Here is a 23,573-nt window from a genome sequence, read left to right on the forward strand (position 1 = left end):
CCGTCCGCAGGACCTGATCGAAGATCATCCTCATTCCGCCGCAATCCCTTCCAGCCGGTCTTCCAAGGCATCTGCTGCGTCCTGAAGCCCCGCCAATGTGTCCTCATCCGGTGTCCAATAGGACCGGTCCGATGCCTCCAGCAGACGCGATGCCATTCGAACAGAGGCCTGCGGGTTCAGCGCCGCCAACCGTTCGCGCATCTCTGCATCCAGAACAAAGGTTTCGCTTAGTTTCTGATAGACCCATGGATCGACTTGTCCGGTCGTCGCAGACCAACCCAACGTATTGGTGATATGCGCCTCGATCTGGCGCACGCCTTCATGACCGTGTTCCAAAAGCGCCTCAAAGAACCGTGGGTTCAGGGCCCGGCTTCGGGTCTCCAACGCGACCTGATCCTTGAGGGTCCGCACCTTCGCGGCCCCTCGCGTCTGATCCCCGATATAAACCGCTGCGTCCTCACCCTTGGCGCGTTTCACGGCACGGGCAATGCCCCCCAGCGTGTCGAAATAATGGTCCACGGTTGTGACACCCAATTCAACGCTCTCAAGGTTCTGATAGGCCACATCCACGTCCTTCAACGCGGCCTGCAACAGGTTCGCGTTCTTCGTGGGCTTGCCATCCATTCCATACGCGAACGACTTGCGCGCCTCATAGGCGTCGGCCAACTCGTCCTCACCCTCAAAGGCGGAACTATCGACGAGGGAATTTACATTGGACCCATAGGCCCCTTCCGCATTGGAAAAGACCCGTAAAGCGGCCTCTTCCATGGTACATCCCATTTCATTGGCGTAGGCCAACGCATGGGCGCGGACAAAATTACGGTCCAGCGGTTCATCGGCGGTCGCCGCCTTAAACGCCGCTTCCGCCAGCATCCGTGTCTGTAATGGCAGCAGATCGCGGAAAATACCCGACAGGGTCATGATGACATCGACGCGCGGACGGCCCAACTCCTCCAACGGGATCAAGTCCGCGCCAGACAACCGGCCGTAATAATCGAACCGGGGTTTGGCTCCCAGCAGACCCAGCGCCTGCGCAATCGGCACGCCATCGGATTTTATATTGTCAGACCCCCACAAAACCAAAGCCACGGTGCGCGGCACGCTCGAATGGGTCTCCAGCAAAAGCTCCGCCTGCCGCACACCGTCTTGCATGGCAAAGGCGGTCGGCATCCGGAACGGATCAAAGGCGTGGATGTTGCGGCCAGTGGGCAAAATCTCGGGGCTGCGTATCACGTCACCGCCTGGCACCGGTGCCACATAGCGCGCAGACAAGGCTTTCATCAGCCCGTCCAGCTCACCGGAGGCGCGCATCCTGCGTTTTGCGTCGGCACGATCCGCAGCGGTCTCAAATGCCATCAGATCCAGCATCGCCTCAGCGTCCTTATCTGGCATCGGGCGGCCCACAATATGCAAGCCATCTGTGATGAGCGCGTCTTCGGTCTCAAGCAGTTTCAGCCAAAGCGCATCGGGCGCAATGCCACCCATATCGACGGCCTCCGCTTGCGCTGCAATCAGCTCTTCCAATGCGGTGGCATCGGGATCATCCGCAGGCAAACCGCGCCAGCGCGTCAGGCTGTCCTTCAATTCGGCCAGCCCTTTATACAGCCCCGCTGACTGCAACGGGGGCGTCAAATGTGTGACCGTGACAGCGCCAGACCGCCGTTTGGCCAATGTCGCCTCTGATGGATTGTTCGCCGCATAAAGGTAGACGTTGGGCATTTCGCACATCAAACGATCCGGCCAGTCTTTCGCGCCCAAACCGGCCTGTTTGCCGGGCATAAATTCCAAAGCGCCATGCATGCCGAAATGCAGCACCGCATCAGCGCAGTACGTATTGCGAAGCCACAAATAAAACTGGGCAAAGGCATGGGTCGGGGCAAAGCCCTCTTCGAACAGCAACCGCATCGGGTCGCCCTCATAGCCAAAGGTCGGCTGGACGCCCACGAAGACATTGCCAAAATGCGCCCCCAGAACAAAAACACCCCGTCCGTCAGACTGAACCTTGCCGGGGGCAGGCCCCCAGACAGATTCTATCTCGGCCAAAGGCGGCGTATTCGCGACGATTTGATCGGCGCTGACATGCGCCGCGACATTCGCCTCTTGTCCATATTGCGCGGCATTGCCCTGCAAAATCGCCGCCCGCAGGTCGTCCACAGTGGCAGGCACTTCAACGTCGTACCCGTCTGCTTTCATCCGCGTCAGCGTGTTGAACAGGCTCTCGAAAACGGACAGGTAGGCCGCCGTACCCACAGCCCCCGCATTGGGTGGAAAGCCAAATAGAACCACCGCAACCTTCTTGTCGTCATTCGCGGCGCGATGCAGATGCGCCAAACGCTGCACTTTCTCAGCCAGACTGTCGATCCGCTCATGGCATGGCGCCATGGCCTTCTCGGCCGCCTGACACTTATGCGCGCAGCCTGCACAGCCTTCGGGCCCGTGACGTCCTGCGAATACGGTGGGCGACATCGCACCGTCAATTTCAGGCAGCGCCACCAACATCGTTGTCTCAACCGGGCCAAGCCCTTGCTTTCCCTCGGCCCACTGACCCAGCGTCTGAAATTCAAGCGGCTGTGCATTCACATAGGGCACATCAAGCCGTGTCAGAGCCTCAATCGCCGCATCATTGTCGTTATACGCAGGACCGCCCACAAGGCTAAATCCTGTCAGCGAAACCATCGCATCTACATCGTCAAAATAAGCATCCATAGCCGGACGCCCATCAAGGCCACCAGCGAAGGCTGGCACTGGCTGCAAGCCCTTGGCTTCAAACGCACGAATGACGGCGTCATAATGCGCCGTATCGCCTGCTAAAATATAGGACCGCAGCATCAACAGCCCCACCTTGGGCCCGTCCACGTTAGGCAATTCAGCGAGGTCAGTGACAATGCCCTCAGCAGGCAAATCTGGGTGATATAGACCCGTTTCGGGATATTCGCGCGGGGCTTCAACGGTGATGCCACCCCACTCACGCCGGGTGGCATAGCGGACTAGCAACATCCGCAACATCTGTTCGATGTTCTCGTCAGATCCGCCCAGCCAATATTGCATGCACAAAAACCATGTCCGCAGGTCCTGTGCTTTGCCAGGGATCAACCGCAGGATCTTTGGCAACCGCCGCAGCATCTTCATCTTCTTGGCACCGGACGCGCTGTCATGACTTTTCGCGCCGCGCAGCTTTTTCAACAGCGCCATCGGCCCAGACGCGGGCTTGGACATGTCCAAGTCGCCCATCTTCGTCATCTGCACGATGGCAGGGTCCGCAATGACACCCACGAACGCATCCAGATCATCACGACGCGCCTGCATGGCGGGCACAATCGCGTTCAGCTGGTCCTCAAGAAACACCAGATTGCCAACGACAATATTGGCCTGACCCACGGCCTCAACAGCGGCGTTCTTGGACTTAGGGTTGGCCTCCCACTCGGCGGACGCAAAAACCTCAACCGTGAGACCCGGAAACTCCGCTGCCATCTTGGGCGCAAGCCGCGCAATCGGGCCAGCGGTATGCTGGTCCAACGTCACAATCACGACGCGGTAGGGGATATGATCAACACTATCGCGCAAAATGGGCCTTCGCTTCGTACAAGGTATCAATCGAGATTTCGGCCAAACCACGTTCGCTCGCAAAACTCTCTGTGTTGCGCCGCGCTTTGCCACGCACAAAGAACGGGATCTTCTTCAACTCACGTTCCGCATCATCAAGCCAGATGACATTGTCGTCCGCATTCTTCTGATCCGAAAACTCCAGGGGGGACGCCGCAGGCGTGGGGGACTGGTCCCCCTCCACGACGCGCGGCTTGGCCTGACCACCATGATGGCTCGCCCCCGCATCGTCGTGAAATTCGAAGTCCTCACGGAACATATGCAACAGGTGCTCTTCGAGGCCCATCACCAGCGGATGCACCCAAGTGTCAAAGATCACATTGGCACCTTCAAACCCCATCTGCGGGGAATAGCGCGCAGGGAAGTCTTGTACGTGAACCGGCGCGGAGATGACCGCACAGGGGATGCCCAGCCGCTTGCCGATATGGCGCTCCATCTGGGTGCCAAGGATCATTTCGGGCTGAAGACGCTCGATTGCCTCCTCGACCTCAAGGTAATCGTCAGTGATCAGCGCCTCGACGCCGTATTCTTTGGCCGTCTTACGAATGTCGCGGGCCATTTCGCGGTTGAAACAGCCCATGCCGCAGACCTCAAACCCCATCTCATCGCGGGCAATGCGGGCGGCGGCCTTAACGTGCGTGCCATCGCCAAAGAGGAACACGCGTTTGCCGGTCAGATAGGTGCTGTCGACCGAGGCCGCATACCAAGGCTGGCGCAGTCGGCTTTCATCAATCAACGCCGACTTGCCCGTGATCGCGGCCACTTCGGCAATGAAATCGCGCGTGGCACCTGCACCGATTGGCACGATCTTGGTGTACGGCTGATCAAGGTTCCGCTCCATCCAGCGCGCCGCAGCTTCCGCCGTTTCAGGGTACATCAACACGTTGAAATGCGCGGCGCCCATGCGGGCGATGTCGGCGGGCGTGGCCCCCATCGGGGCGCAAACATTCACGTCGATGCCCATGTCGGACAGCAGCCCAGTCAGTTCTTCGATGTCATCACGGTGGCGGAACCCAAGGCCCGTTGGTCCGATCAGGTTGCACGTCACCCGTGTCGTTCGGTCCATGGGTTTGGCCAGATGGCGGACGATCTGAAAGAACGTCTCATCACAGCCGAAGTTTTCTTTGCGCTGATAGGATGGAAGTTCCAGCGGGATAACCGGAATGTCGAAGCCCATCGTCTCGGCCAGTCCGGCAGGATCATCCTGGATCAATTCGGCCGTGCAGGACGCGCCCACAATGATCGCTTGTGGCTTAAACCGGTCCACCGCATCCTGACAGGCGTCCTTGAACAAATGCGCGGTATCCGCGCCCAAATCGCGGGCTTGGAAGGTGGTGTAGCTGACTGGCGGACGATGATTGCGCCGTTCGATCATGGTGAACAGCAGGTCCGCATAGGTGTCGCCCTGCGGTGCGTGCAGCACGTAGTGCAGTCCCTTCATTCCGGTGGCGACGCGCATGGCGCCGACATGGGGCGGGCCCTCATATGTCCAGACGCTGAGCTTCATTCCGCAGCCTCCAGTCCCAGCATGTTGCGGCGCCGCACGGGGCGGCTGAACAACCCGGCAAGGTCCCCTGCCTGTTCGTAGAAATGCACGGGCGTGAAGACCAATTCGATGGCCCACTTTGTGGTCAGACCCTCGGCCTCCAACGGGTTGGCCAGGCCAAGGCCGCAGACGGTCAGATCAGGCCGCGCGGCGCGCGCACGGTCCAGTTGTTTGTCCACGTCCTGACCTTCGGAAATCTGCGGGCCGGCTGGCAACAGGTCCAGATCGGGGCCGTGTAGTGCGTCGTGAATATAGGGCTGGCCGACCTCAATCGGCTGCATCCCACATTCGCGCGCCAAGAACCGCGCCAGCGGAATTTCCATCTGACTGTCCGGCATAAAGAACACCGATTTGCCGCGCAGTGCCTCGGATGCTTGCGAAACCGCAGCCCGTGCACGGGCACGGGGGGCGTCGGTGACTTTGGCAAAAGTGTCTGCATCAACCCCAAACTCAGCCGCAATCGCGGCAAGCCATGCTGTCGTGCCTTCCTCACCATATGGAAACGGCGCAGGCAGATGCCGTGCGTGACGGCGCAGCAGCGCCGCATGGGTTTCACCCAAAAACGGCTGCGTCAAAGCGAAGACCGTGTTTGGCCCGACCGACAGCTCATCCGCCGCCGTCCGCGTGGGCAAACACCGCACCGTATCGATGCCCAAACCGCTGAGAAGCCCCAGCATCTGATCCTCGACAACGTCGGGCAACGCACCCACGACAACCAACTGCCGCGCATCTGTTTCGGGCAGCACCGGCACCATGGAGGCAAGGCAGGCGTCTTCGCCTTCGGTGAACGTCGTCTCAATCCCTGAGCCTGAGAAATTCAGGACCCGAACGGACGGCCCGTGGGTGATGCTGAGTCGTTCTGCCGCCTTCGCGAGGTCCAGTTTGATCACTTCGGACGGGCAAGACCCCACAAGAAACAGCTGTTTGATGTCCGGCCTGCGGGCCAGCAATCTGTCAACTTGGGCATCCAATTCGTCCTGCGCGTCTTTCAGACCGGCCAAATCGCCCTCTTCGAGAATCGCTGTCGCGAATCGAGGTTCGGCAAAAATCATCACACCGGCCGCAGACTGCAAAAGATGTGCGCAGGTCCGCGACCCGACGACCAAAAAGAAGGCGTCCTGCATTTTGCGATGCAGCCAAATGATACCCGTCAGGCCGCAAAAAACCTCTCGCTGGCCGCGCTCTTTGAGGACGGGTGCTGTGCGGCAACCGCCACCGGTCGGAGGGGTGGGGGCGTACGTCATACGGACACCTGTGCATCAAGGCGCGCACGGCGCAATTTCCATACAAATTGGGCGGCGTTAATGGCGTAGGCAACATAGGCTGCGACGGCGATCCACATGAGCGTTTCAGCCGACCAACCGGTTGCGAAAAGCCCATAGATATAAAGGGTATGCAGCGCGATCACGCCAAAGCTGAATACGTCTTCCCAAAAGAAGGCGGGTGCGAAAAGATACTGCCCGAAGACAACCTTTTCCCAGATCGCGCCTGTCACCATGATGAGGTACAAAACCCCCGTCTTGATGACAACGGAAACGGTTGCCGCAGCATAGCCTTCGCCCACCGCCAGATAACGCCAGACAAGCGCCACGGACACCAAGAATACCGCAAACTGCAATGGGGCCAGAATGCCCTGCACCAATGTCCATTTCGTCGCGTCCCGTCGGGCGCGTTCTGCGGCTGTGTACAGCGTGGTTTTCCCTAAATGAGAGGCTGGCTGCTCTCGCATGGCGTGGTGTTCCCTCGTGGTCTTCAGGAACAAATGTACGCGGCAAAACAGCAAAGTGTCAATTTAGATTTACAGTCATTCGGTTTACACACCGTGCAGACTGTAAGGCCCACAGAACAGTGCTAAACGTCAATGTTTGCTGGCGCTATGAACCCGATACAGGCCACGGCCAAGACAATCTGTCAATTACCTTTGACAATGAAGAGGGCATGACTGACAATGCACGGGCGGTTTGGGTCATGCCGGAGAGGAGTCGCTTTCCAGCCATCCCAAGACCCGCAGGAGTTGTGAAATGGCCGAACAGTCAAAGTCGGACAAAAAGGCCCTTGAGAAAACGGGGGCGAACGCATCAGTCGATGCGCTGGCCTCGCGCGCCTTATCAGTTGTCGCGAACCGTACGACCAAAGCTGGCCTTCCATTGGACAAGGCCCTTGTGCGTCAGCTGCACGATGCGGCGGCCATTGGCATGCACAACGAAGTCCCGGACGTCGTCAAAGCAATGCTGTCGCGCGGGATTTCTGCCGAGGTGATCGCCGTTCACTACATCCCCGAAGTGGCCCGTCAAATGGGCGACGAATGGTGCGAAGACGAGCTTAGCTTCGGGCACGTGACGATCGGCGTGTCCCGCCTTCAGTCGGCGCTGAGGGTGCTGGGCAAGGACTGGTGGCACGATGCGCGCAACCAGTCCGACAATGGGCAAAGCACCGGCGTAATCGTGATCGTCGCGAAGGATGCGTATCATACCTTGGGCGCATCGATTTTGTGCGGGCAATTGCGCCAGATGGGTCTGTCTGTCCGCCTTGCGATGGGTGCGTCCCCTCACGAACTGCGCAGCATGTTCAAGGACACGTCTTTCGACGCAGTCCTTGTGTCTGCCACAACTTTTGAGAGCCTTGATTTCTTGCGTGAATACGTGGAAACTATAAGAAAATCTGTCTCTGGTTCTCCGCCCATCATCATTGGCGGGACCGTTCTGGATCAAGAGGCAGATGTGAAGGCGGCAACGGGTGCCGACTTTGCTACGAAAGATCCGTTTGAGGCGCTTGAACATTGCGGGCTGACAAAGACAACGCGCAAGAAGGCAACACAGTCCGGACATCGGACTTAAGCCGTGGTGCGCGGCCCCAATCCTCCGGCCACTCTGTGACCTCGCGCGGGACCAAATATTGGGACACCGGGACCATACCGTTGATCGCGCCGGAAATGCTCGGCGATATCATTGCGGCGTTGGCCGATATTGCGTTGGTCATCAGCGACACCGGACAAATCAAATCTGTCATCACCAATCCGACCCATGCGGCGATTGAAGACCTTGGCCATTGGGAGGGCCGTGAGGTCGCGGATACGCTGACAACAGAGAGCATTCCTAAATTTGAACGCGCATTGAAAAGCTTCGTTGAAGGCGATCCAGCCGCGCGGCCTGTGCAATTGAACCACGCCAATGACCGCAAGGATCTTGGCCTGCCGGTGAACTATACTCTCCATCACGTTGGGCCAGATGGGTCCTTGTTGATGCTGGGGCGTGATCTGCGCCCTATTTCAGACATGCAGCAACAGCTGGTAAAGGCGCAAATTGCGCTGGAACAGGACTACGAACAGCAGCGCGAATATGACACGCGGTTCCGCGTCTTGATGGAATCCAGCCGCGATGCCGTGGTTTTCGTCGCTGTTGGCACGGGCCGGATTATTGATGTGAATTCGATCGCTGCCCGTTTGTTGGGGCGCGAACGGGATGATCTTATCGGATCCGCCTTTGCGCAAGAATTTGACGGCCGCCGCAAGGGTGAGTTGATGGATGCTTTGTCTTCCTCAGCGCTCGCGGAAGGGCCCGCCACCCTCGCTGTCCAAACCCGTCACAGCCGCAAGTCGATCCGCGTGCACCCCACGATGTTCCGCGCAACGGGCGAACGGGTGATCCTGTGCCGTCTCGATCTGACGGACGGTGGAGCCACGGTGTCCAATGATTTGCCTGAACGGTTGTCGGGCCTGTTTGACCAAGGCGCGGATGCGATTGCCTTTACCGATGGCGATGGGAACCTCGCTTCGGTGAACGAGGCATTTCTGGAGCTGACCAACGCAGCCCATGCGCTGAACGTTAAAGGCCGGTCGCTGGGGGACTACCTGCATCGTGGGAATGTCGACCTGCGCGTCTTGTTGGAAAATGCGGCCCGTGTGGGACATATTCGTCTCTATTCCACCAAGATGGCCGGTGAATTTGGCGAACCTCGTACGGTTGAGATTTCTGCCACCTACCTCAGCGATCTGGAACACCCTGGCTATGCGTTTATCCTGCGTGATGCCTCCCGCGCTGATGCGGTCCGCGTGTCCCCCGCCCCCGTGGGAGAGGAAAACGTCAAATCCGTCATGGAGCTGGTGGGCAGCGCCACGCTGAAGGTAATTGTGGCGGAAACCACCGATGTCGTCGAACGGATGTGCATCGAAACCGCGCTTGAACTGACGTCGAATAACCGCGTTGCTGCGGCTGAAATGCTCGGCCTGTCGCGTCAGTCGCTTTACGTGAAACTGCGCAAATATCACCTTTTGAATAAGAACGACTGATCCCTGGAAGGTCATCGACGGGTTCTGCGACATCGCCTAGCTCCGTCGCACCTGTAAACATGACTTAACACTTGCTGATTCTATAACTGTAAGCTTATGTTTACAGTTATGAGTGTTAGCCCCACCATCCCCCATCGCCGGTATCCCGAACCTGCCGCAGCGCTCCGCCTGATCAAACCGATCACGTGGTTCCCTCCGATGTGGGCGTATTTGTGTGGCACCGTATCATCGGGCGTCTCGCCCCTGTCGAATCTCTCCCTCGTCGTGGTTGGTATCATCCTTGCAGGCCCGATTGTCTGTGGCATGTCGCAGGCGGCCAATGATTGGTGCGACCGGCATGTAGACGCCATCAATGAACCTGACCGCCCCATCCCATCGGGCCGCATCCCCGGACGGTGGGGGTTGTGGATCGCCCTGATGATGTCGGTCCTGTCTTTAGCTGTCGGCGCATTGCTTGGCCCTTGGGGGTTTGCCGCCACTGTGTTGGGCGTCTTGGCCGCTTGGGCCTATTCCGCAGAGCCGGTGCGACTGAAGCGGTCCGGCTGGTGGGGACCCGGCCTTGTGGGCCTCAGCTATGAAACCCTGCCATGGATCACTGGCGCGGTGGTGTTGTCTGCGGGCGCGCCCGATTGGCGTATCGTGGTCATCGCCCTCCTCTACGGGATCGGCGCCCATGGCATCATGACCCTAAACGATTTCAAGGCGCTTGAGGGTGACCGCCAAACCGGCGTTGCCTCTCTCCCTGTCACACTTGGCCCAGACCGCGCAGCGCGGTTGGCCTGTGCGATCATGGCAGCACCACAGGCGGTTGTCGTCGCCCTTCTGTTTCTCTGGGATCGGCCACTTCAGGCCGGAATAGTCTCTGTTTTGTTGCTAGCCCAAGGCTGGGCGATGTCCGTCATGTTGCGCGATCCGAAGGGCAAGGCCCCATGGTACAACGGCACCGGCGTCCTCTTTTACATCTCAGGCATGATGGTCGCTGCTGTGGCACTAAAAGGGATCGTCTGATGGTGGGCTGGCCGACAATCGCGCGTCTGTGTTTGGTGAATATGGCCATCGGCGGCCTCGCCGCGCTGCCCGTTAATTTGTTCAACCGGCTGATGACCGTGGAGCTGAGCCTGCCCGCCCTTCTGCCCGGCCTGCTGGTAGCGCTGCACTACGGTGTTCAGCTAACGCGGCCTGTTTGGGGCCATCGGTCTGATGCACGGGGTGGGCGAACGCCGCTGATTTTGGGCGGTATCGTTGTCACGGGTCTGTCTATCGTGATCGCTGCCTATGCGATCCTTGTTGCCAGCACCGCACCGGGAATGGCGCTGCTGCTTTGGATCGGGGCCTATGCCGCGCTCGGTCTTGGTATTGGCGCGGCGGGCACATCCTTTTTGGCCCTTTTGGCGACCGTGACATCCGGACGCGGCAAGGGCGGTGCTGCCACGACCGCGTGGCTGTTTTTAATTGCAGGGGCGATCATTGCATCCATCGGCACCGGCATCGCCCTAGAACCCTATTCGCCCGAACGGTTGGTCGCAGTTGTGGCTGTCGTTGCGGCCATCGCGGTTTTGCTATGCATCATTGCGACCGTCGGCGTGGAACGCAAACTGGGCCACGCCCCTGCACCGGAACACACGGCGCTCGGCCCTGCGTTGCGCGCCACGTGGGCTGACCCCGCAGCGCGACGCTTTACCGGTTTTGTCTTCCTGTCCATCTTTGCCTTCTACCTGTCAGAACTGATTTTTGAGCCTTTCGCAGGCCACGTCCACGGCCTTTCGCCTGAAGAGTCCACAAAACTGTCCGGCGGCAAGGACGGCGCGGCCCTGCTGGGGATGATTCTTGCCGGAATCTTGTCATCGCTGCGGATTGGAACGCTGCGCATGTGGGCTGTTGCCGGGTGCCTGATTTCAGCCGCTGGCCTCCTGGCGCTCGGCGCACAAATGTCCCTGATCGCGTCGTCTGTGACCCTTGGACTTGGTAACGGCCTGTTTGTCGTTGGCGCTGTGGGGTCCATGATGGTGCTGTCGTCTGAACGTGAAGGATCAACCGGCGTTCGAATGGGCGTCTTTGGCGCGGCACAGGCCATTGCCGCAGGCCTCGCCGGTTTAATCGCCACGGGCATGCTGGACCTGATCCGCATGATCCTGCCGGACGCCACCGCCTATGCCACCGTTTTCACGCTTGAGGCTGCGCTGTTTTGCGCTGCCGCATTCGTTGCTCTTCGTATTCTGGGCCAATCGCCCGCCTCCCCTCCCATCCTGCAACCAGGAGAATAGCCATGTATGATGTCGTCGTTGTCGGCGGCGGACCCTCAGGGGCCACCGCAGCAGAAGACCTCGCCCGCGCGGGCAAAACAGTCGCTATGATTGATCGCGAAGGTCGCATCAAACCGTGTGGCGGCGCCGTGCCCCCACGCCTGATCGCGGACTTTGACATCCCGGATGCGCAGATCGTGGCCCGCGTGAACACAGCGCGGATGATCTCCCCCACACAGCGTCACGTCGATATCCCGATTGAAAACGGATATGTCGGCATGGTCGACCGTGAACATTTCGACGCCTTCCTTCGTGACCGTGCCAAATCTGCCGGCGCCCATCGTTACACCGGTACGTTCCTTCGGATCGACCGTGATGATGCGGGCACACACGTGGTGTTCCGCGACAAGATTTCCGGCAATGAACAGCGCCTGACGACACGGCTGGTCATCGGCGCAGACGGAGCGCGATCTAAAGTGGGCACACAGGAAGTTCCGGGCGGCGACACCATTCCCTATGTCATCGCCTACCACGAGATCATCGAAGCACCTCAGGCCAATTCCGCCTATGACCCCATGCGTTGTGATGTCATCTATGACGGCGCGATCAGCCCCGATTTCTACGGCTGGGTCTTCCCCCACGGCGCGCAATGCAGCGTCGGCATGGGAACCGAGGTGACGAATGTTGACCTTAAAGAAGCCACCGCCAAGCTGCGCGCGGCGTCAGGCCTGACCGACTGTAAGACGATCCGCAAAGAAGGCGCGCCGATCCCGTTGAAACCCTTGGACCGCTGGGACAATGGCCGGGATGTGGTGCTGGCCGGCGATGCCGCAGGCGTCGTGGCCCCGTCATCCGGAGAAGGCATCTACTACGCCATGGTCGGCGGGCGTGTTGCGGCGGAGGCGTGTTTGGCATGCCTCGCCTCCGGCAAGGTTCGCGATCTGCAGCTTGCGCGCAAAGCCTTCATGAAAGAACACAAGATGGTCTTTAAGGTTCTTCGCTCCATGCAGGATGCCTATTATAAATCCGACGAACGCCGCGAACGCTTTGTGTCCCTGTGTCATGATGTCGACGTGCAGCGCCTCACGTTTGAGGCCTATATGAACAAGAAACTCGTGAAAGCCCGTCCCATGGCCCACATCAAAATCGGCATCAAAAACCTCGCGCATCTGACGCGCTTGGTCCGGCCGCATCACGTCTGATGACTATGATCCCGACCTGGGTGAACGGTGTCCTGACCCCCGTAGATAAGCTTGAGGCGCACGTCAAAGGACTGCGTCACAAGGCGGTGTCGGTGTTCGTGATGGATGGTCAGAATGTGCTGATCCAACAGCGCGCCTTGTCCAAATATCACACGCCTGGGCTGTGGGCGAACACCTGCTGCACCCACCCCCATTGGGATGAGGATTCCGGCACATGTGCCGTCCGGCGCCTTGAGGATGAGCTGGGGATCACGGGCCTTTACCCCGTTTACCGCGACCAGCTTGAATATCGTGCCAATGTTGGCGACGGGTTGATCGAACACGAAGTGGTCGATCTGTTCGTCGCGCCTGCATCGGAACATACCCTCAAACTGAACCTGAATCCCGAAGAGGTCATGGCGACTCGCTGGGTGGATATCTACGACCTCGCGGCGGAAGTCGCGCGCCATCCGGATCAATTCACGCCATGGCTGCAAATCTATCTCGCCGATCACCTCGACCTGGTGATCGCAGATCAGTCTTCGATGGCACAGGTCGGCGAATAGAGCCTACTTCGCCTTAATCGGTGACTCTGCGGCGTCGATACCCGCCGCCTCCATTGCCGTTGCGGCGATATCCACTGCTGACAATCCACCATCTGCGTACATCGCATCCGGCGCCGCCTGATCGATGAACCGGTCCGGCAATGTCATGGTGCGCAACTGTGCCTCGGCAAGCAGGCCGTCCTGCGCAAGCGATTGCAGAACCATGGCACCAAAGCCGCCGACCGCGCCTTGTTCAATCGTGATCACAGCGCGGTGGGTCTTCACCAATTTGCGGATCAGGCCCATGTCCAGTGGCTTGGCAAAACGTGCGTCGGCGATTGTGACGCTGGCGCCCTGCGCCTCAAGCAGTTTTGCCGCCTTACGGGTTTCCCCAAGATGCGCCCCGAACGACAACAGGGCCACATCGGACCCGTCTTGCACGATGCGCCCCTTGCCGATCTCCAGCACATCGCCGCGGTCAGGCATCTCCATCCCCTCGCCCTCACCACGTGGATAACGGAACGCAATCGGGCCGTCGTCGTAGGCCGCGGCGGTGACCACCATGTGCATCAACTCCACCTCATCGGCGGCGGCCATGACGACCATATTTGGCAAGGCCGCAAGGTAGCCGATGTCAAACGCCCCTGCATGGGTCGGCCCATCAGCGCCGACAAGTCCTGCACGATCTACTGCGAAGCGGACGGGCAGGTTTTGAAGCGCAACATCGTGGACGATCTGGTCATACCCGCGCTGCAGGAACGACGAATAGATCGCGCAAAAGGGCTTCATCCCCGACGCTGCCAAACCGGCGGCAAAGGTCACAGCGTGTTGTTCAGCAATACCCACATCAAAGGTGCGTTTCGGAAAAGCTTTGCCGAAGATATCAATGCCGGTGCCAGACGGCATCGCTGCGGTGATGCCGACGATCTTTGGGTCTCGTTCGGCCTCTGTGACAAGGCATTCCCCAAACACCTTGGTATAGCTTGGCGCATTCGGGCGTGATTTCTTCTGTGCGCCGGTGGCCACGTCAAACTTCGCGACACCATGGTATTTGTCGTCGGACCCTTCGGCGGGCGCATAGCCTTTGCCCTTAACCGTACAGGCATGGATCAAGACAGGCCCTGTTGCCCGCACCTTTGCGGTCCGCAGAACATTCAACAACTGCCCCATGTCGTGCCCGTCGATGGGCCCGACGTATTGGAACCCCAACTCTTCAAACAAGGTCCCAGACCCGCCATTCAGCCCCGTTACCAACTGACGCGCGCGGCGCGCATGGTCGCGAAGCGGACCGGGCAACGCAGCCTCAAACCCTTCCGCCAACGTAGCTGCCGGGCTGGCATAGAGACTGCTGAGGTATTTCGACATCGCCCCCACCGGTGGCGCAATCGACATTTCATTGTCGTTCAAAATTACAAACAAGCGCCGGCCTTCGGCGCCCGCGTTGTTCATAGCCTCGTAGGCCATGCCGGCAGAAATTGAACCGTCCCCAATCACCGCAATGGCGTCCCCCGTGGGTGCACCCAAGTCCCGCGCTGTGGCAAAGCCAAGTGCCGCGGAAATTGATGTCGATGAATGCGCCGCGCCGAAAGGGTCATATTCGGATTCCGCCCGTTTGGTGAAACCGGACAACCCGCCTTCTTGGCGTAGTGTCCGGATACGGTCTCGCCGGCCGGTCAGAACTTTGTGTGGATAGCATTGATGACCCACGTCCCACACGATCTTGTCGTGGGGCGTGTTGAACACCGCATGAAGCGCCACAGTCATTTCAACCACGCCCAGTGACGACCCAAGATGCCCGCCTGTTTCAGACACGGCAGACACCACTTCGGCCCGCAGCTCATCTGCCAAAACGGCAAGGTCACGGTCGCTTAGCGCCTTCAGGTCGGACGGTACCGTCACGCGGTCCAGTGTCGGGGTGTGGGGGCGGTTGGTCATGTGTTATTCTCCCTAAGTTCCCTGAAACGAGCTGTGGCGCAGCCCGCTTATGTTCCCAGTGTGGTGTCGTGGGCAGGCAAGCCACCCACGACACCGGTTTCCTGTAGCCAACAGGAAGGGAACCAAGATGGCCCTTGGGGGGCATCTTGATGTCCGGCCCCAGGGAACAGGGGGCGGACCTCGGCAGAGGGGGGCGCGGCGCACCGCGCCCACGGCCTCAAATCAGGACGCGTGGCTCCGCGTCTTCGATGCTCATCGACAGCGGTGTCGGATCAGGGGCGAACTTGCTGTCTTCCGGCAGCAGGTTCGAAACCCCGATCAGGACGGCATAGGCCAGACCGATCACCAGACAGAACAGTGCGGCATATCCCGCGCCCTTCAGCATCAAAGCGGTGATGTCGGCGGTCAGGCGAAAATCGCCTTGGCCTGTGCGCAGATAATCGTGGTCATTGTCACTCATCTTATTGTCCTTTCTTACCGTGCATAGCCGTGCTCGACGGCCCAGCCGAACCAGTTGTCGACAACCGTGCCGGTCAGCAAAATTCCGATACCACCCGTCAGGGTCGTCAGAACTGCGAACCACCACGCCCAGCGGTGGATACCTTCCATCGTGGCGTTGAAACCCATGGTCCAGCGCCAGAACAGTGCTGCCCGCTCAGAGGCCGTACCGCGATCCACGATCTGTTCGATCTCGCGTTCACCGCCAAAGCGGCTGACCGCAAGGATCGTGGCACCGTGCATAGCGAACAGCAGGGCTGAGCCATAGAGGAACACAATCGAAAGCGCGTGGAACGGGTTGTAGAACAGGTTGCCGTAGGTGATCGAAAACAGGTTCGTCCAATCAAGGTGCGGGAAGATGCCGTAGGGCACAGCCTCGCTCCAGGATCCCATTAGGATGGGGCGGAACAGACCCAGCACCAGGAACAACCAGATGGCGGAGGCAAAGGCCCATGCCACGTGTTTTCCCATGCCCAGCTCTTCGGCCCGCAGATAGGTGCGGATCCACCATGCGATGACGCTGACCAGCAGGAAGAAGCTGGAAATCAGCCACCAACCGCCTTCATTCAAGGGCGCAAAGCCAAGGCCATATTCAGGGCCGGGGGGTTCAAGTGCGAACCAGAACAGATCGCGCATGAACACACCGGGGGAATAGCCCGCCTGCGCCCAGAACGACATGCCGACGATGAAGAACCAAGCAAAACCGGTTGCCAGCGACACCAGACCAAACGGCCCGAGGTAGATGGGGCCAAGCTGGGCGTTTCCGACCCAACCTGCCAGTTTCGACATGGATGCGCCTTTGGTGCGCTCCGCGGCGATTTTGCCGTTGCCTTCCATACCCATCTCAGGCGGTCCAGCGACCTGCACCTGAGTAAAGATGTTCTGATACTCAGCCATTTACGCCTCCTTCAAGGTCTACCCAAATCGGCAGGTCAACCCAGCCGTACCACCACACGATCCATTCATCGAACCAGATGGTGCCTGAAATCACGATACACACGGCGGACCAGAATCCGGCCATCAGCGCCAGGAACAAGCCCAAACGGTGAATGCCCAATGGCCCAATCGAATAGCCGATCAGATCGCGGAAATAGGTGTCTTCGTGATCGGGGGATTTCACTTCCGTGCCTTTGGCGGGATTGACCGCGGACAGCACCAGCGACCCGTGCAATGCGAGGGCGAGGCAGTTCGTAAAGAAGAACGTGATCGCAATCATATGCGCCGGATTGTAGTGGAAGTTGCCGTAGGCATAGCCCACGTTGTTCACCCAATCGAGGTGGCTCCAGATGCCATAGGGGAAACCATGTCCCCATGCGCCCATCAGGACGGGGCGAATAATCACCAGTGTGACATAGGCAAGGATTGCCACACCGAATGCGAAAGGCACATGGTACCCCATGCCAAGTTTTCGGCAAATCTCGACCTCTCGCAGCATCCAGCTGACGAAGGCCAGCGTCGCACAGATCGTGATGATCTGCCACAATCCGCCTTCGGCCAGCGGTGCCATGCCGAGGCCCACCTCAAGCGACGGTGGATTGATCGAAATCAGCCAAGGGTTCCACGTGTCGCCAAGGGCGGCACCGTAGAAAATCAAAATTGTGCCTAGGGCGGCAAAGAAAAATGTCGTGACTCCGAAGAAGCCGACGTAAAACGGCCCCACCCAGAAGTCGAACAGATCACCGCCGACCAGCGTCCCGCCTCGGACGCGGTATTTTCTTTCGAAGCTGAGCTGTGCCATCTTCAAACTCCTTTTCATGCGGCATGGACGCGGACGTACTCATGTCGCCGGTTCTGTCGGTTTGTTTGCCACGGGCGAGAAGGTTGCCGACCCGCCCATGACTATCACTTGTGCTATATGCAGCTGGTAATCACATCGCGCCGAAGGCTTGAGTGAACCAGTTTGTTTCTGGATTGCTAAGCAGGACGAGGTGAATCATCGCAGCCAGCAGGAACAGGAAAACGCCCTGTGCCACGAACACGCGGCGAGGGTCGAATACCAACCAGATCTTGTAAAACTGTGCCATTTCTCAAGCCTCCTTTACCAATTAGCAAACCAAGGCAGCTTGATGTACGTCAGGATGTGCGCGACCACGGCAACAACCGTGAACAGTGCAAAACCGCTCATGTACACCGCGTGCAGCTCTTGGGCCTGCTCGTCAGTGAGACCTGTGAAAGACAGATCAGATTTATCAGCCATGTAAATTACTCCTTACAGAACTGACGCCGCGCATTCCCCGCGACAGGGCTACGACGGAGGCTCATCCTCCGCCCTCCTTCACCACCCCAAGGGGCGGCAAACTGGTATCCGGCCATGGCTGTCACGGCTGGAAAATCATCGGCGTAATGATCCCGGCCTGTGACCACGCGGCTTGCACCGGGTCTTTCTCAGGCAGGCGGAAATTACGCAGGGCGAAAAGCGCCCATGTGAAGGCTGCCAAGGGCAGGCAGGCAAAGAAAATCACGACGAAATAGGCGCCGTATTCGCGCTTTGCGGCGTTGGTATTTCGACCCTGTTTCACCTCAATCGGTGTTCCGGATGTAAAATCGCTCATTGCTTTTGCCCTCCCGTGGCAGGTTGCAATCTACGCACCGTCTCAAGGACGACACGTTCCGCGCCGGTTTCCAGCGCCGCTTTCTCGGCCGCGTCCCTTAGGGTCTTTGCGGCAGAAATTCGTGTAAGAATGGGGTGGGTTGCCACGATCTCATCCAACGCGCGCGCGGCGTCTTCATCCCAAGGGAAATCACGGCGTAAGTTCGTTGGCGTCGCCTCGGCGGCATCCATGTCAGAACCAAGAGGCAGGATGTGGAAGAGCGCGTCAAACAACCCATTACACACCTCCTGAACCATGTAGGTCGCACCGGCATATCCCATGAATGGCGTACCCGTGGCGCGCCGGATGGCGGCACCGGGGAAGCTTGCGGGAATGAACGCGGGCGATGGGCCGTGTCCGGCCTTCAACTCAGCCAGATACATTTTTTCGTTGATGGACCCGAAGACGATCAGAGGACGTTTCTGGCCCATCATCGCGCGCACTTCGTCGTTGTTGGTCTTCGCACCGGCGGTGCGGGCCACAGCAAAAGCACAGGGTAGGCCCAGATCATCCTCAAGGAATTTCCGCATCCCGCGGGCGTAGGTCTCATTGGCGACGACGGCAAAAGACGCCGTTGCAAAGAAGTCCTGCGTGACGGAGCGCCACAAATCCCAGACGGGTTTGATTGTCGAATGCTTTTCGCGTTCGATGAACGGCTCGGGATCGAGGTCCAACATCTCACCCAGAGTGCGGAGGAATTTGGTGGTGCTGTCGATCCCGATGGGGGCTTGCAAATAGGGCTTGCCGAGAACCTCACATAATCCGCGTCCAAATTCGCGGTACATGCAGACGTTCACGTCGGCGTTCACCAGATTGCGCATTTCGGCGACGTGACTGCCCAACGGCATGACCATGTTCACCTCAGCGCCAATGCCTTCGACCAAACGCCGGATTTCGGCCAGATCGGAGGGCATGTTAAACGTGCCGTACATCGGACCGAGGATATTGACGCGGGGGGCTGCGCCCTCCTCATGTTTGGCTTCCTTGGGCATCCGGCCCTTGGTCATACCAAATTCGGTAAAGATCCATGTCATCGCGCGGTCCGCGGCTTCCCATTGGTCTTCATCAATGGTGCGCGGCAAAAAGCGTTGGATGTTGGTGCCCATGGGCGTCACACCGCCGCCAATCATCTCGGCAATGGATCCGGTCACAACAACGGCAGGCAATGCGGGGTCGAGCGTGCCCCACGCGCGTTTCATCGCGCCCTCGGTGCCATCACGACCCAGCTCTTCTTCGCCAAGACCCGTGACCACAATTGGCAACTCATGAGGCGGCAGAGCGTCAGTGTAATGCAACACGGAGGTCACTGGCAGGTTCTCACAGCCAACCGGACCATCAATAACACACTGCAATCCTTTGGTTGCGCAGAAGGCGTAGATGGCCCCCCAGTATCCACCTGCGCGGTCGTGATCTTGAACAAGCATCAGATCATCTCCGCCGCTTTGGCGGCCTTGGCGGCGCGTTCCAGTTTCTTAAGGTTCGTGGCGCGGAAATCCTCACGCACATTGGGTGCGCCTTCCCAGACACCGGCGGTGTCGGAATGGCCAACGCCTTCGAAGAATTCGCGCATGGAATGCATACGATCTTTGTTGCCCATGGCCGCATTCACGACCTCTTGCAACGAACCCGCACCGGCGGGGCCCATCAAGGGGCGCGCGGAAATCAGGTTCGTGAAATAAAGGCTGGGAATGCCCAGCTCTTTGCCCTTTTGAACGACTGGCGTTGTTCCGATCGCAAGGTCAGGCCTCACACCCTCCATCGCCGCACAATCATCTTCGAGCGAGGCGCGGAATTTGACCGTCACGCCCTTGGCCTTGAGCCATTCTTCGTCTGCGGTGTTCCATGGCGTCTTGGGACAGGCTGTGCCCACATAAGGAACATCTGCACCGCTTTCGATCAGCAAGCGCGCAACAAGAAGTTCACTGCCTTCGTAACCGCTGACCGTGATCGTTCCGTTGATCCGCGCACCTTGAAGCGCCTGATCAATGGCTGGCAAAAACGCATTCTGGGACGCCGCGATCTGGTCAGCGCTGACGCCATGGGCCTCACCGATCCCGCGCAGCCATTCGGCTGTGCCGTCGCGTCCCACAGGGGCAGAGCCCACAACAGGGCGACCAGCGGCCTGAAATTCCCGCACAGAGGCAGTATAGAACGGATGCACCGCCGCCACGACAGAACTATCAAGGGCCGCATACAATTCACGCCACTCGCGGCACGGAACAGTCGGGCCAACGGCCATGCCCATTGGGGCAAGCATCGCGCCAATCATCATGGGATCGGCGGGGAACATCTCACCCAACAGCGCGACCGTCGGGCGGTCCGATTTGCCGGAGGCAGGGGCCTGAACGGGGCCTGCCTCAATCTCGGCACGGGCGTAGTTCAGCATCGCGCCAGCCAGTACATCCTTGGCCTCGGCGTGGGTCGGGATGCCAAAGCCAGGGACATCGATCCCGACGATCCGCACCCCATTAATTTCGGACGGCAGCAGCCGCAACGGCACACCGGACGCCGTGGGCACACACAGGTTCGTCACCACAATCGCGTCGTAGCGGTCTGGGTCGGCGAGGTCATGAACGCTCTCGCGGATGTCCTCGAACAGTTTGCCTGTCACAAGTGTTTCGGAATTGAACGGGACATAGCCAACTGATCGGCGCGCGCCGTAAAAGTGGCTCACGAAAGTGAGGCCGTAAACGCAACAGGCAGAACCGGACAAAACCGTCGCCGTACGGCGCATGCGCAGACCGACACGAAGGGACCCAAAAGCGGGGCACATGGATTGCGGCTTGTCGTGTGGACCTTGCGGGTAGTCTTTGGCGTATTGATCCAGAATGTCCGACGATCCGGCCATCTTCGCGGCTTCGGCCATTTCTGACCCACTGTGACAACCAAGTGTCTCGGGCGCGTCTGCGGGCCGGTCGACAGGCATAGCCTCGGCCTGGATCACGTCCACGGCGCCGGTCTCGTCGTATTCGACCTTATATGTTTCGCGCCCTTCACTCATCGATCAGGTCGCCCTTGCCGATGCGGGTCATCATATTGCGGACCGCTTCGATCCGCTGATTGGTCTGCGCCACCAATTCGGACGCATTGGTAAAGACCGCCTCAGCCTTATCCTGACGTCCAAAGACGTCAGCAACACGATCGTACGTTTGGGCGTTGGGATCGACCTTCGGGGCCGTCAGATGAACGTCGCGGTCATGCTTCATCGTAGATGACCTCAAGCGATGCTTTGGGTGCGGAGTTCTTACCGCGCATGTCCATGTCCGTCGCAGGCACCAATTCATATCCGGCGCCGGTTTCAGACCCGTCGAATAGTTCGAGCAATTCGTCTTGGTTCAACGCAGTTGGGCGCTGTGGCGGGGCAACAGCAACGTTGTCACCAAGGGCCGCAAACATATCGCCCCATTCACTCTCGGACGTGCCGACAATTTGGTAATTTGCGGACTTCTTGCGCAAATCATCGTTCTGCGGAATCGAAGCCAGCACCGGAATGTCGACCGCCTTGGCAAAGGCCTGCGCCTCACCCGATCCGTCGTCCTTGTTGATGACCAGACCGGCCACACCAACATTGCCACCCAGCTTGCGGAAGTATTCCACGGCCGAACACACATTGTTGGCCACATACAAGGATTGCAGGTCATTGGAGGCGACCAAGATCACCTTCTGCGCCATGTCCCGCGCGATGGGCAGGCCAAAGCCGCCGCAGACCACATCGCCGAGGAAATCCAGCAGCACGTAGTCAAAATCCCAATCGTGGAATCCCAACTTTTCCAGCAGTTCGAACCCATGGATGATCCCGCGACCGCCGCAACCACGACCGACCTCTGGCCCGCCGAGTTCCATCGCGAAAACACCGCCGCGCTTGAAACAAACGTCGCCAATCGCGACCTCTTCACCGGCCAGTTTTTTCTTGGTGGATGTTTCGATGATTGTGGGGCACGCCTTGCCGCCAAACAGCAGGCTGGTGGTGTCCGATTTCGGGTCACAACCGATCAGCAGCACACGTTTGCCCTGCTCCGCCATCATGTGGCTGAGGTTGGCCAGTGTGAAGGATTTGCCGATCCCGCCCTTGCCGTAGATCGCGATGATCTGGGTCTTTTTTGTCGGCTCCCCCTGGGGGACCTCCAACGACGGCTCATTGGCCTCATCGCGCAGACGTTGGTCGAAATCTTTGAGGTTCGGCACTTCGTCTTTCATGAGACGGCACTCCAATCGAGGATCATTTTCAGGCACGCGGGATCGCTGAACGCCTGTTCGTAGGCCACCGGCGCATCTGCGGCGGGGCGTGTGTGTGTGATAAGACCGTCCAGCGACAGCGCGCCGGATTCGACCAGTTGCCGTGTGGCCACCAGATCATCCGCGGCCCATTCGGCGGCAATGCGGAACCGCGCCTCTTTCATGAAGGCAGGCGGAAACGCGAAATTCAGGGGCTTGGTGTAGAAACCGGCAAGCACAACTTCGCCGCCCTTGGCAATGCGCCCCACCAAATCGTTGAGCAGATCACCATTGCCGGAGGCATCGTAGATGCACTGATAATCGCGGCGCGGATCATCTTCGGGGGCGACCACGTCATAACCGACCGCACCGGTGCGGCGGGTGGGGTCAATCTCCCACACGGTGGGAGCGGGTGCGCCAGCCGCTACAGTCAACCGCGAGAGCAAGCGACCCAGAACACCGTGACCTACAATCAGATCGGGGACGGTTTTACCTACACCGGCCATGGCATGACGGGCTGTTGCCGCCAGCGCCAAAAGGGCCGATTGCGGGCCAAGTCCCGCATCAATCCGCGAAACGCGATCGGGTGTTGTGACCAATCGGCGGGCGGACCCGCCAAACAAGCCAAAGGCGCCATCATAGCAATTGGCACCAGGCACAAACACATGATCGCCGGGCTTAAAGCCGGATGCACGCGGTGCCTCGACGACTTCACCCGCAGCTTCATATCCAGGAACTAAAGGATAACCCATACCTGGGAAGGGCGGCATTTCTCCGGACCAAAATAGCTTTTCCGTGCCCGTTGAAATGCCTGAATATTTGATGTCGACAATCAGATCATCCGCGCCGGGATCCTTCAAAGGAACAGCATTAAGCGACAGCTTGCGTGGCCCCTCCAAGATGACAGCAGTCGTTTCCATTGATCGTC

The 23,573-nt window shown here is 59.2% G+C and carries 22 protein-coding genes; 6 read left to right on the forward strand and 16 right to left on the reverse strand.

Annotated elements, in window-relative coordinates; genetic code table 11:
- Positions 1 to 30: 30 nt before the first annotated feature.
- Genes ACTG36_RS01025 through bchF form a run of 4 tightly spaced genes read right to left on the reverse strand, consistent with a single transcriptional unit; the run spans position 31 to position 6,878 of the window.
- Positions 31 to 3,564, reverse strand: a complete 3,534-nt coding sequence (locus ACTG36_RS01025; protein WP_375279482.1) for a cobaltochelatase subunit CobN — start codon at positions 3,562 to 3,564, stop codon at positions 31 to 33.
- On the reverse strand, positions 3,554 to 5,110 hold the full coding sequence (gene bchB, locus ACTG36_RS01030) for a ferredoxin:protochlorophyllide reductase (ATP-dependent) subunit B (protein WP_375279483.1): 1,557 nt from the start codon (positions 5,108 to 5,110) through the stop codon (positions 3,554 to 3,556). The genes ACTG36_RS01025 and bchB overlap by 11 nt, the downstream gene beginning before the upstream one ends.
- Positions 5,107 to 6,393 carry a ferredoxin:protochlorophyllide reductase (ATP-dependent) subunit N gene (locus ACTG36_RS01035; protein WP_375279484.1) on the reverse strand — a complete coding sequence of 429 codons (1,287 nt, stop codon included), beginning with the start codon at positions 6,391 to 6,393 and terminating at the stop codon, positions 5,107 to 5,109. The genes bchB and ACTG36_RS01035 overlap by 4 nt, the downstream gene beginning before the upstream one ends.
- Positions 6,390 to 6,878 (reverse strand): 2-vinyl bacteriochlorophyllide hydratase, encoded by a 489-nt coding sequence (gene bchF / locus ACTG36_RS01040; protein ID WP_375279485.1) that lies wholly within the window; start codon positions 6,876 to 6,878, stop codon positions 6,390 to 6,392. The genes ACTG36_RS01035 and bchF overlap by 4 nt, the downstream gene beginning before the upstream one ends.
- Before the next feature lie 292 nt (positions 6,879 to 7,170).
- On the opposite strand from bchF, the gene ACTG36_RS01045 reads away from it, so the two are divergent.
- The 6 genes from ACTG36_RS01045 to idi all read left to right on the forward strand — a co-directional run bounded on the left by ACTG36_RS01045 (position 7,171) and on the right by idi (position 13,427).
- Positions 7,171 to 7,986, forward strand: a complete 816-nt coding sequence (locus ACTG36_RS01045) for a cobalamin B12-binding domain-containing protein (RefSeq protein ID WP_375279486.1) — start codon at positions 7,171 to 7,173, stop codon at positions 7,984 to 7,986.
- 95 nt (positions 7,987 to 8,081) lie between these two features.
- Positions 8,082 to 9,437 (forward strand): transcriptional regulator PpsR, encoded by a 1,356-nt coding sequence (ppsR, locus tag ACTG36_RS01050; RefSeq protein ID WP_439141380.1) that lies wholly within the window; start codon positions 8,082 to 8,084, stop codon positions 9,435 to 9,437.
- 108 nt (positions 9,438 to 9,545) lie between these two features.
- Entirely contained in the window at positions 9,546 to 10,445 is a 900-nt protein-coding gene (gene chlG, locus ACTG36_RS01055; RefSeq protein ID WP_439141229.1) for a chlorophyll synthase ChlG, read from the forward strand.
- The gene (locus tag ACTG36_RS01060) at positions 10,445 to 11,701 is read left to right on the forward strand and encodes a BCD family MFS transporter (protein ID WP_375279489.1); all 1,257 of its coding nucleotides are present in this window, start codon (positions 10,445 to 10,447) and stop codon (positions 11,699 to 11,701) included. Before chlG ends, ACTG36_RS01060 begins: the two co-directional genes overlap by 1 nt.
- A gap of 2 nt (positions 11,702 to 11,703) precedes the next feature.
- Complete coding sequence (locus ACTG36_RS01065; protein WP_375279490.1) at positions 11,704 to 12,882, forward strand: geranylgeranyl diphosphate reductase; 1,179 nt, start codon at positions 11,704 to 11,706, stop codon at positions 12,880 to 12,882.
- A 5-nt stretch (positions 12,883 to 12,887) separates the two neighbouring features.
- A complete protein-coding gene (idi, locus tag ACTG36_RS01070; protein WP_375279491.1) occupies positions 12,888 to 13,427 on the forward strand; it encodes an isopentenyl-diphosphate Delta-isomerase in 540 nt (179 codons plus the stop codon).
- A 3-nt stretch (positions 13,428 to 13,430) separates the two neighbouring features.
- Here idi and dxs read toward each other — a convergent pair whose 3' ends face one another.
- The 12 genes from dxs to bchC form a co-directional block, all read right to left on the reverse strand.
- Positions 13,431 to 15,341 carry a 1-deoxy-D-xylulose-5-phosphate synthase gene (gene dxs / locus ACTG36_RS01075; protein WP_375279492.1) on the reverse strand — a complete coding sequence of 637 codons (1,911 nt, stop codon included), beginning with the start codon at positions 15,339 to 15,341 and terminating at the stop codon, positions 13,431 to 13,433.
- A gap of 217 nt (positions 15,342 to 15,558) precedes the next feature.
- Positions 15,559 to 15,801: an RC-LH1 core complex protein PufX gene (gene pufX / locus ACTG36_RS01080; RefSeq protein ID WP_375279493.1), complete on the reverse strand. Its 243-nt coding sequence runs from the start codon at positions 15,799 to 15,801 to the stop codon at positions 15,559 to 15,561.
- A gap of 14 nt (positions 15,802 to 15,815) precedes the next feature.
- Positions 15,816 to 16,736: a photosynthetic reaction center subunit M gene (gene pufM, locus ACTG36_RS01085; protein WP_375279494.1), complete on the reverse strand. Its 921-nt coding sequence runs from the start codon at positions 16,734 to 16,736 to the stop codon at positions 15,816 to 15,818.
- On the reverse strand, positions 16,729 to 17,577 hold the full coding sequence (pufL, locus tag ACTG36_RS01090) for a photosynthetic reaction center subunit L (RefSeq protein ID WP_375279495.1): 849 nt from the start codon (positions 17,575 to 17,577) through the stop codon (positions 16,729 to 16,731). The genes pufM and pufL overlap by 8 nt, the downstream gene beginning before the upstream one ends.
- A gap of 130 nt (positions 17,578 to 17,707) precedes the next feature.
- The gene (gene pufA / locus ACTG36_RS01095) at positions 17,708 to 17,863 is read right to left on the reverse strand and encodes a light-harvesting antenna LH1, alpha subunit (protein WP_375279496.1); all 156 of its coding nucleotides are present in this window, start codon (positions 17,861 to 17,863) and stop codon (positions 17,708 to 17,710) included.
- Positions 17,864 to 17,877: 14 nt separating this feature from the next.
- The gene (gene pufB / locus ACTG36_RS01100; protein WP_375279497.1) at positions 17,878 to 18,036 is read right to left on the reverse strand and encodes a light-harvesting antenna LH1, beta subunit; all 159 of its coding nucleotides are present in this window, start codon (positions 18,034 to 18,036) and stop codon (positions 17,878 to 17,880) included.
- Between the two features lie 121 nt (positions 18,037 to 18,157).
- Positions 18,158 to 18,391: a cytochrome PufQ gene (gene pufQ, locus ACTG36_RS01105; RefSeq protein ID WP_296418328.1), complete on the reverse strand. Its 234-nt coding sequence runs from the start codon at positions 18,389 to 18,391 to the stop codon at positions 18,158 to 18,160.
- A complete protein-coding gene (bchZ, locus tag ACTG36_RS01110; protein ID WP_375279498.1) occupies positions 18,388 to 19,854 on the reverse strand; it encodes a chlorophyllide a reductase subunit Z in 1,467 nt (488 codons plus the stop codon). The genes pufQ and bchZ overlap by 4 nt, the downstream gene beginning before the upstream one ends.
- The gene (gene bchY, locus ACTG36_RS01115) at positions 19,854 to 21,431 is read right to left on the reverse strand and encodes a chlorophyllide a reductase subunit Y (RefSeq protein ID WP_439141234.1); all 1,578 of its coding nucleotides are present in this window, start codon (positions 21,429 to 21,431) and stop codon (positions 19,854 to 19,856) included. Before bchY ends, bchZ begins: the two co-directional genes overlap by 1 nt.
- A complete protein-coding gene (locus ACTG36_RS01120; RefSeq protein WP_375279500.1) occupies positions 21,424 to 21,636 on the reverse strand; it encodes a hypothetical protein in 213 nt (70 codons plus the stop codon). The genes bchY and ACTG36_RS01120 overlap by 8 nt, the downstream gene beginning before the upstream one ends.
- Positions 21,626 to 22,627, reverse strand: coding sequence for a chlorophyllide a reductase iron protein subunit X (locus tag ACTG36_RS01125; protein WP_375279501.1), 1,002 nt, complete (start codon positions 22,625 to 22,627; stop codon positions 21,626 to 21,628). The genes ACTG36_RS01120 and ACTG36_RS01125 overlap by 11 nt, the downstream gene beginning before the upstream one ends.
- On the reverse strand, positions 22,624 to 23,565 hold the full coding sequence (gene bchC, locus ACTG36_RS01130; protein ID WP_375279502.1) for a chlorophyll synthesis pathway protein BchC: 942 nt from the start codon (positions 23,563 to 23,565) through the stop codon (positions 22,624 to 22,626). Before bchC ends, ACTG36_RS01125 begins: the two co-directional genes overlap by 4 nt.
- Between the last annotated feature and the right edge of the window lie 8 nt (positions 23,566 to 23,573).

The sequence above is a fragment of the Pseudooctadecabacter sp. genome (assembly GCF_965657175.1).
In the GTDB taxonomy this organism is placed as follows: Bacteria; Pseudomonadota; Alphaproteobacteria; order Rhodobacterales; family Rhodobacteraceae; genus Octadecabacter.

Excerpts from the sequence above, each read along its gene's own strand:
- idi (WP_375279491.1), top strand. The coding sequence starts at position 12,888 with ATGATCCCGACCTGGGTGAACGGTGTCCTGACCCCCGTAGATAAGCTT.
- ACTG36_RS01060 (WP_375279489.1), top strand. The coding sequence starts at position 10,445 with ATGGTGGGCTGGCCGACAATCGCGCGTCTGTGTTTGGTGAATATGGCC.
- pufQ (WP_296418328.1), bottom strand. The coding sequence starts at position 18,391 with ATGAGCGATTTTACATCCGGAACACCGATTGAGGTGAAACAGGGTCGA.
- bchZ (WP_375279498.1), bottom strand. The coding sequence starts at position 19,854 with ATGCTTGTTCAAGATCACGACCGCGCAGGTGGATACTGGGGGGCCATC.
- ppsR (WP_439141380.1), top strand. The coding sequence starts at position 8,082 with ATGCTCGGCGATATCATTGCGGCGTTGGCCGATATTGCGTTGGTCATC.
- ACTG36_RS01120 (WP_375279500.1), bottom strand. The coding sequence starts at position 21,636 with ATGAAGCATGACCGCGACGTTCATCTGACGGCCCCGAAGGTCGATCCC.
- dxs (WP_375279492.1), bottom strand. The coding sequence starts at position 15,341 with ATGACCAACCGCCCCCACACCCCGACACTGGACCGCGTGACGGTACCG.
- pufM (WP_375279494.1), bottom strand. The coding sequence starts at position 16,736 with ATGGCTGAGTATCAGAACATCTTTACTCAGGTGCAGGTCGCTGGACCG.
- ACTG36_RS01035 (WP_375279484.1), bottom strand. The coding sequence starts at position 6,393 with ATGACGTACGCCCCCACCCCTCCGACCGGTGGCGGTTGCCGCACAGCA.
- pufX (WP_375279493.1), bottom strand. The coding sequence starts at position 15,801 with ATGAGTGACAATGACCACGATTATCTGCGCACAGGCCAAGGCGATTTT.
- chlG (WP_439141229.1), top strand. The coding sequence starts at position 9,546 with ATGAGTGTTAGCCCCACCATCCCCCATCGCCGGTATCCCGAACCTGCC.
- bchF (WP_375279485.1), bottom strand. The coding sequence starts at position 6,878 with ATGCGAGAGCAGCCAGCCTCTCATTTAGGGAAAACCACGCTGTACACA.
- ACTG36_RS01045 (WP_375279486.1), top strand. The coding sequence starts at position 7,171 with ATGGCCGAACAGTCAAAGTCGGACAAAAAGGCCCTTGAGAAAACGGGG.
- ACTG36_RS01065 (WP_375279490.1), top strand. The coding sequence starts at position 11,704 with ATGTATGATGTCGTCGTTGTCGGCGGCGGACCCTCAGGGGCCACCGCA.
- pufL (WP_375279495.1), bottom strand. The coding sequence starts at position 17,577 with ATGGCACAGCTCAGCTTCGAAAGAAAATACCGCGTCCGAGGCGGGACG.
- bchC (WP_375279502.1), bottom strand. The coding sequence starts at position 23,565 with ATGGAAACGACTGCTGTCATCTTGGAGGGGCCACGCAAGCTGTCGCTT.
- pufA (WP_375279496.1), bottom strand. The coding sequence starts at position 17,863 with ATGGCACAGTTTTACAAGATCTGGTTGGTATTCGACCCTCGCCGCGTG.
- ACTG36_RS01125 (WP_375279501.1), bottom strand. The coding sequence starts at position 22,627 with ATGAAAGACGAAGTGCCGAACCTCAAAGATTTCGACCAACGTCTGCGC.
- bchY (WP_439141234.1), bottom strand. The coding sequence starts at position 21,431 with ATGAGTGAAGGGCGCGAAACATATAAGGTCGAATACGACGAGACCGGC.
- bchB (WP_375279483.1), bottom strand. The coding sequence starts at position 5,110 with ATGAAGCTCAGCGTCTGGACATATGAGGGCCCGCCCCATGTCGGCGCC.
- pufB (WP_375279497.1), bottom strand. The coding sequence starts at position 18,036 with ATGGCTGATAAATCTGATCTGTCTTTCACAGGTCTCACTGACGAGCAG.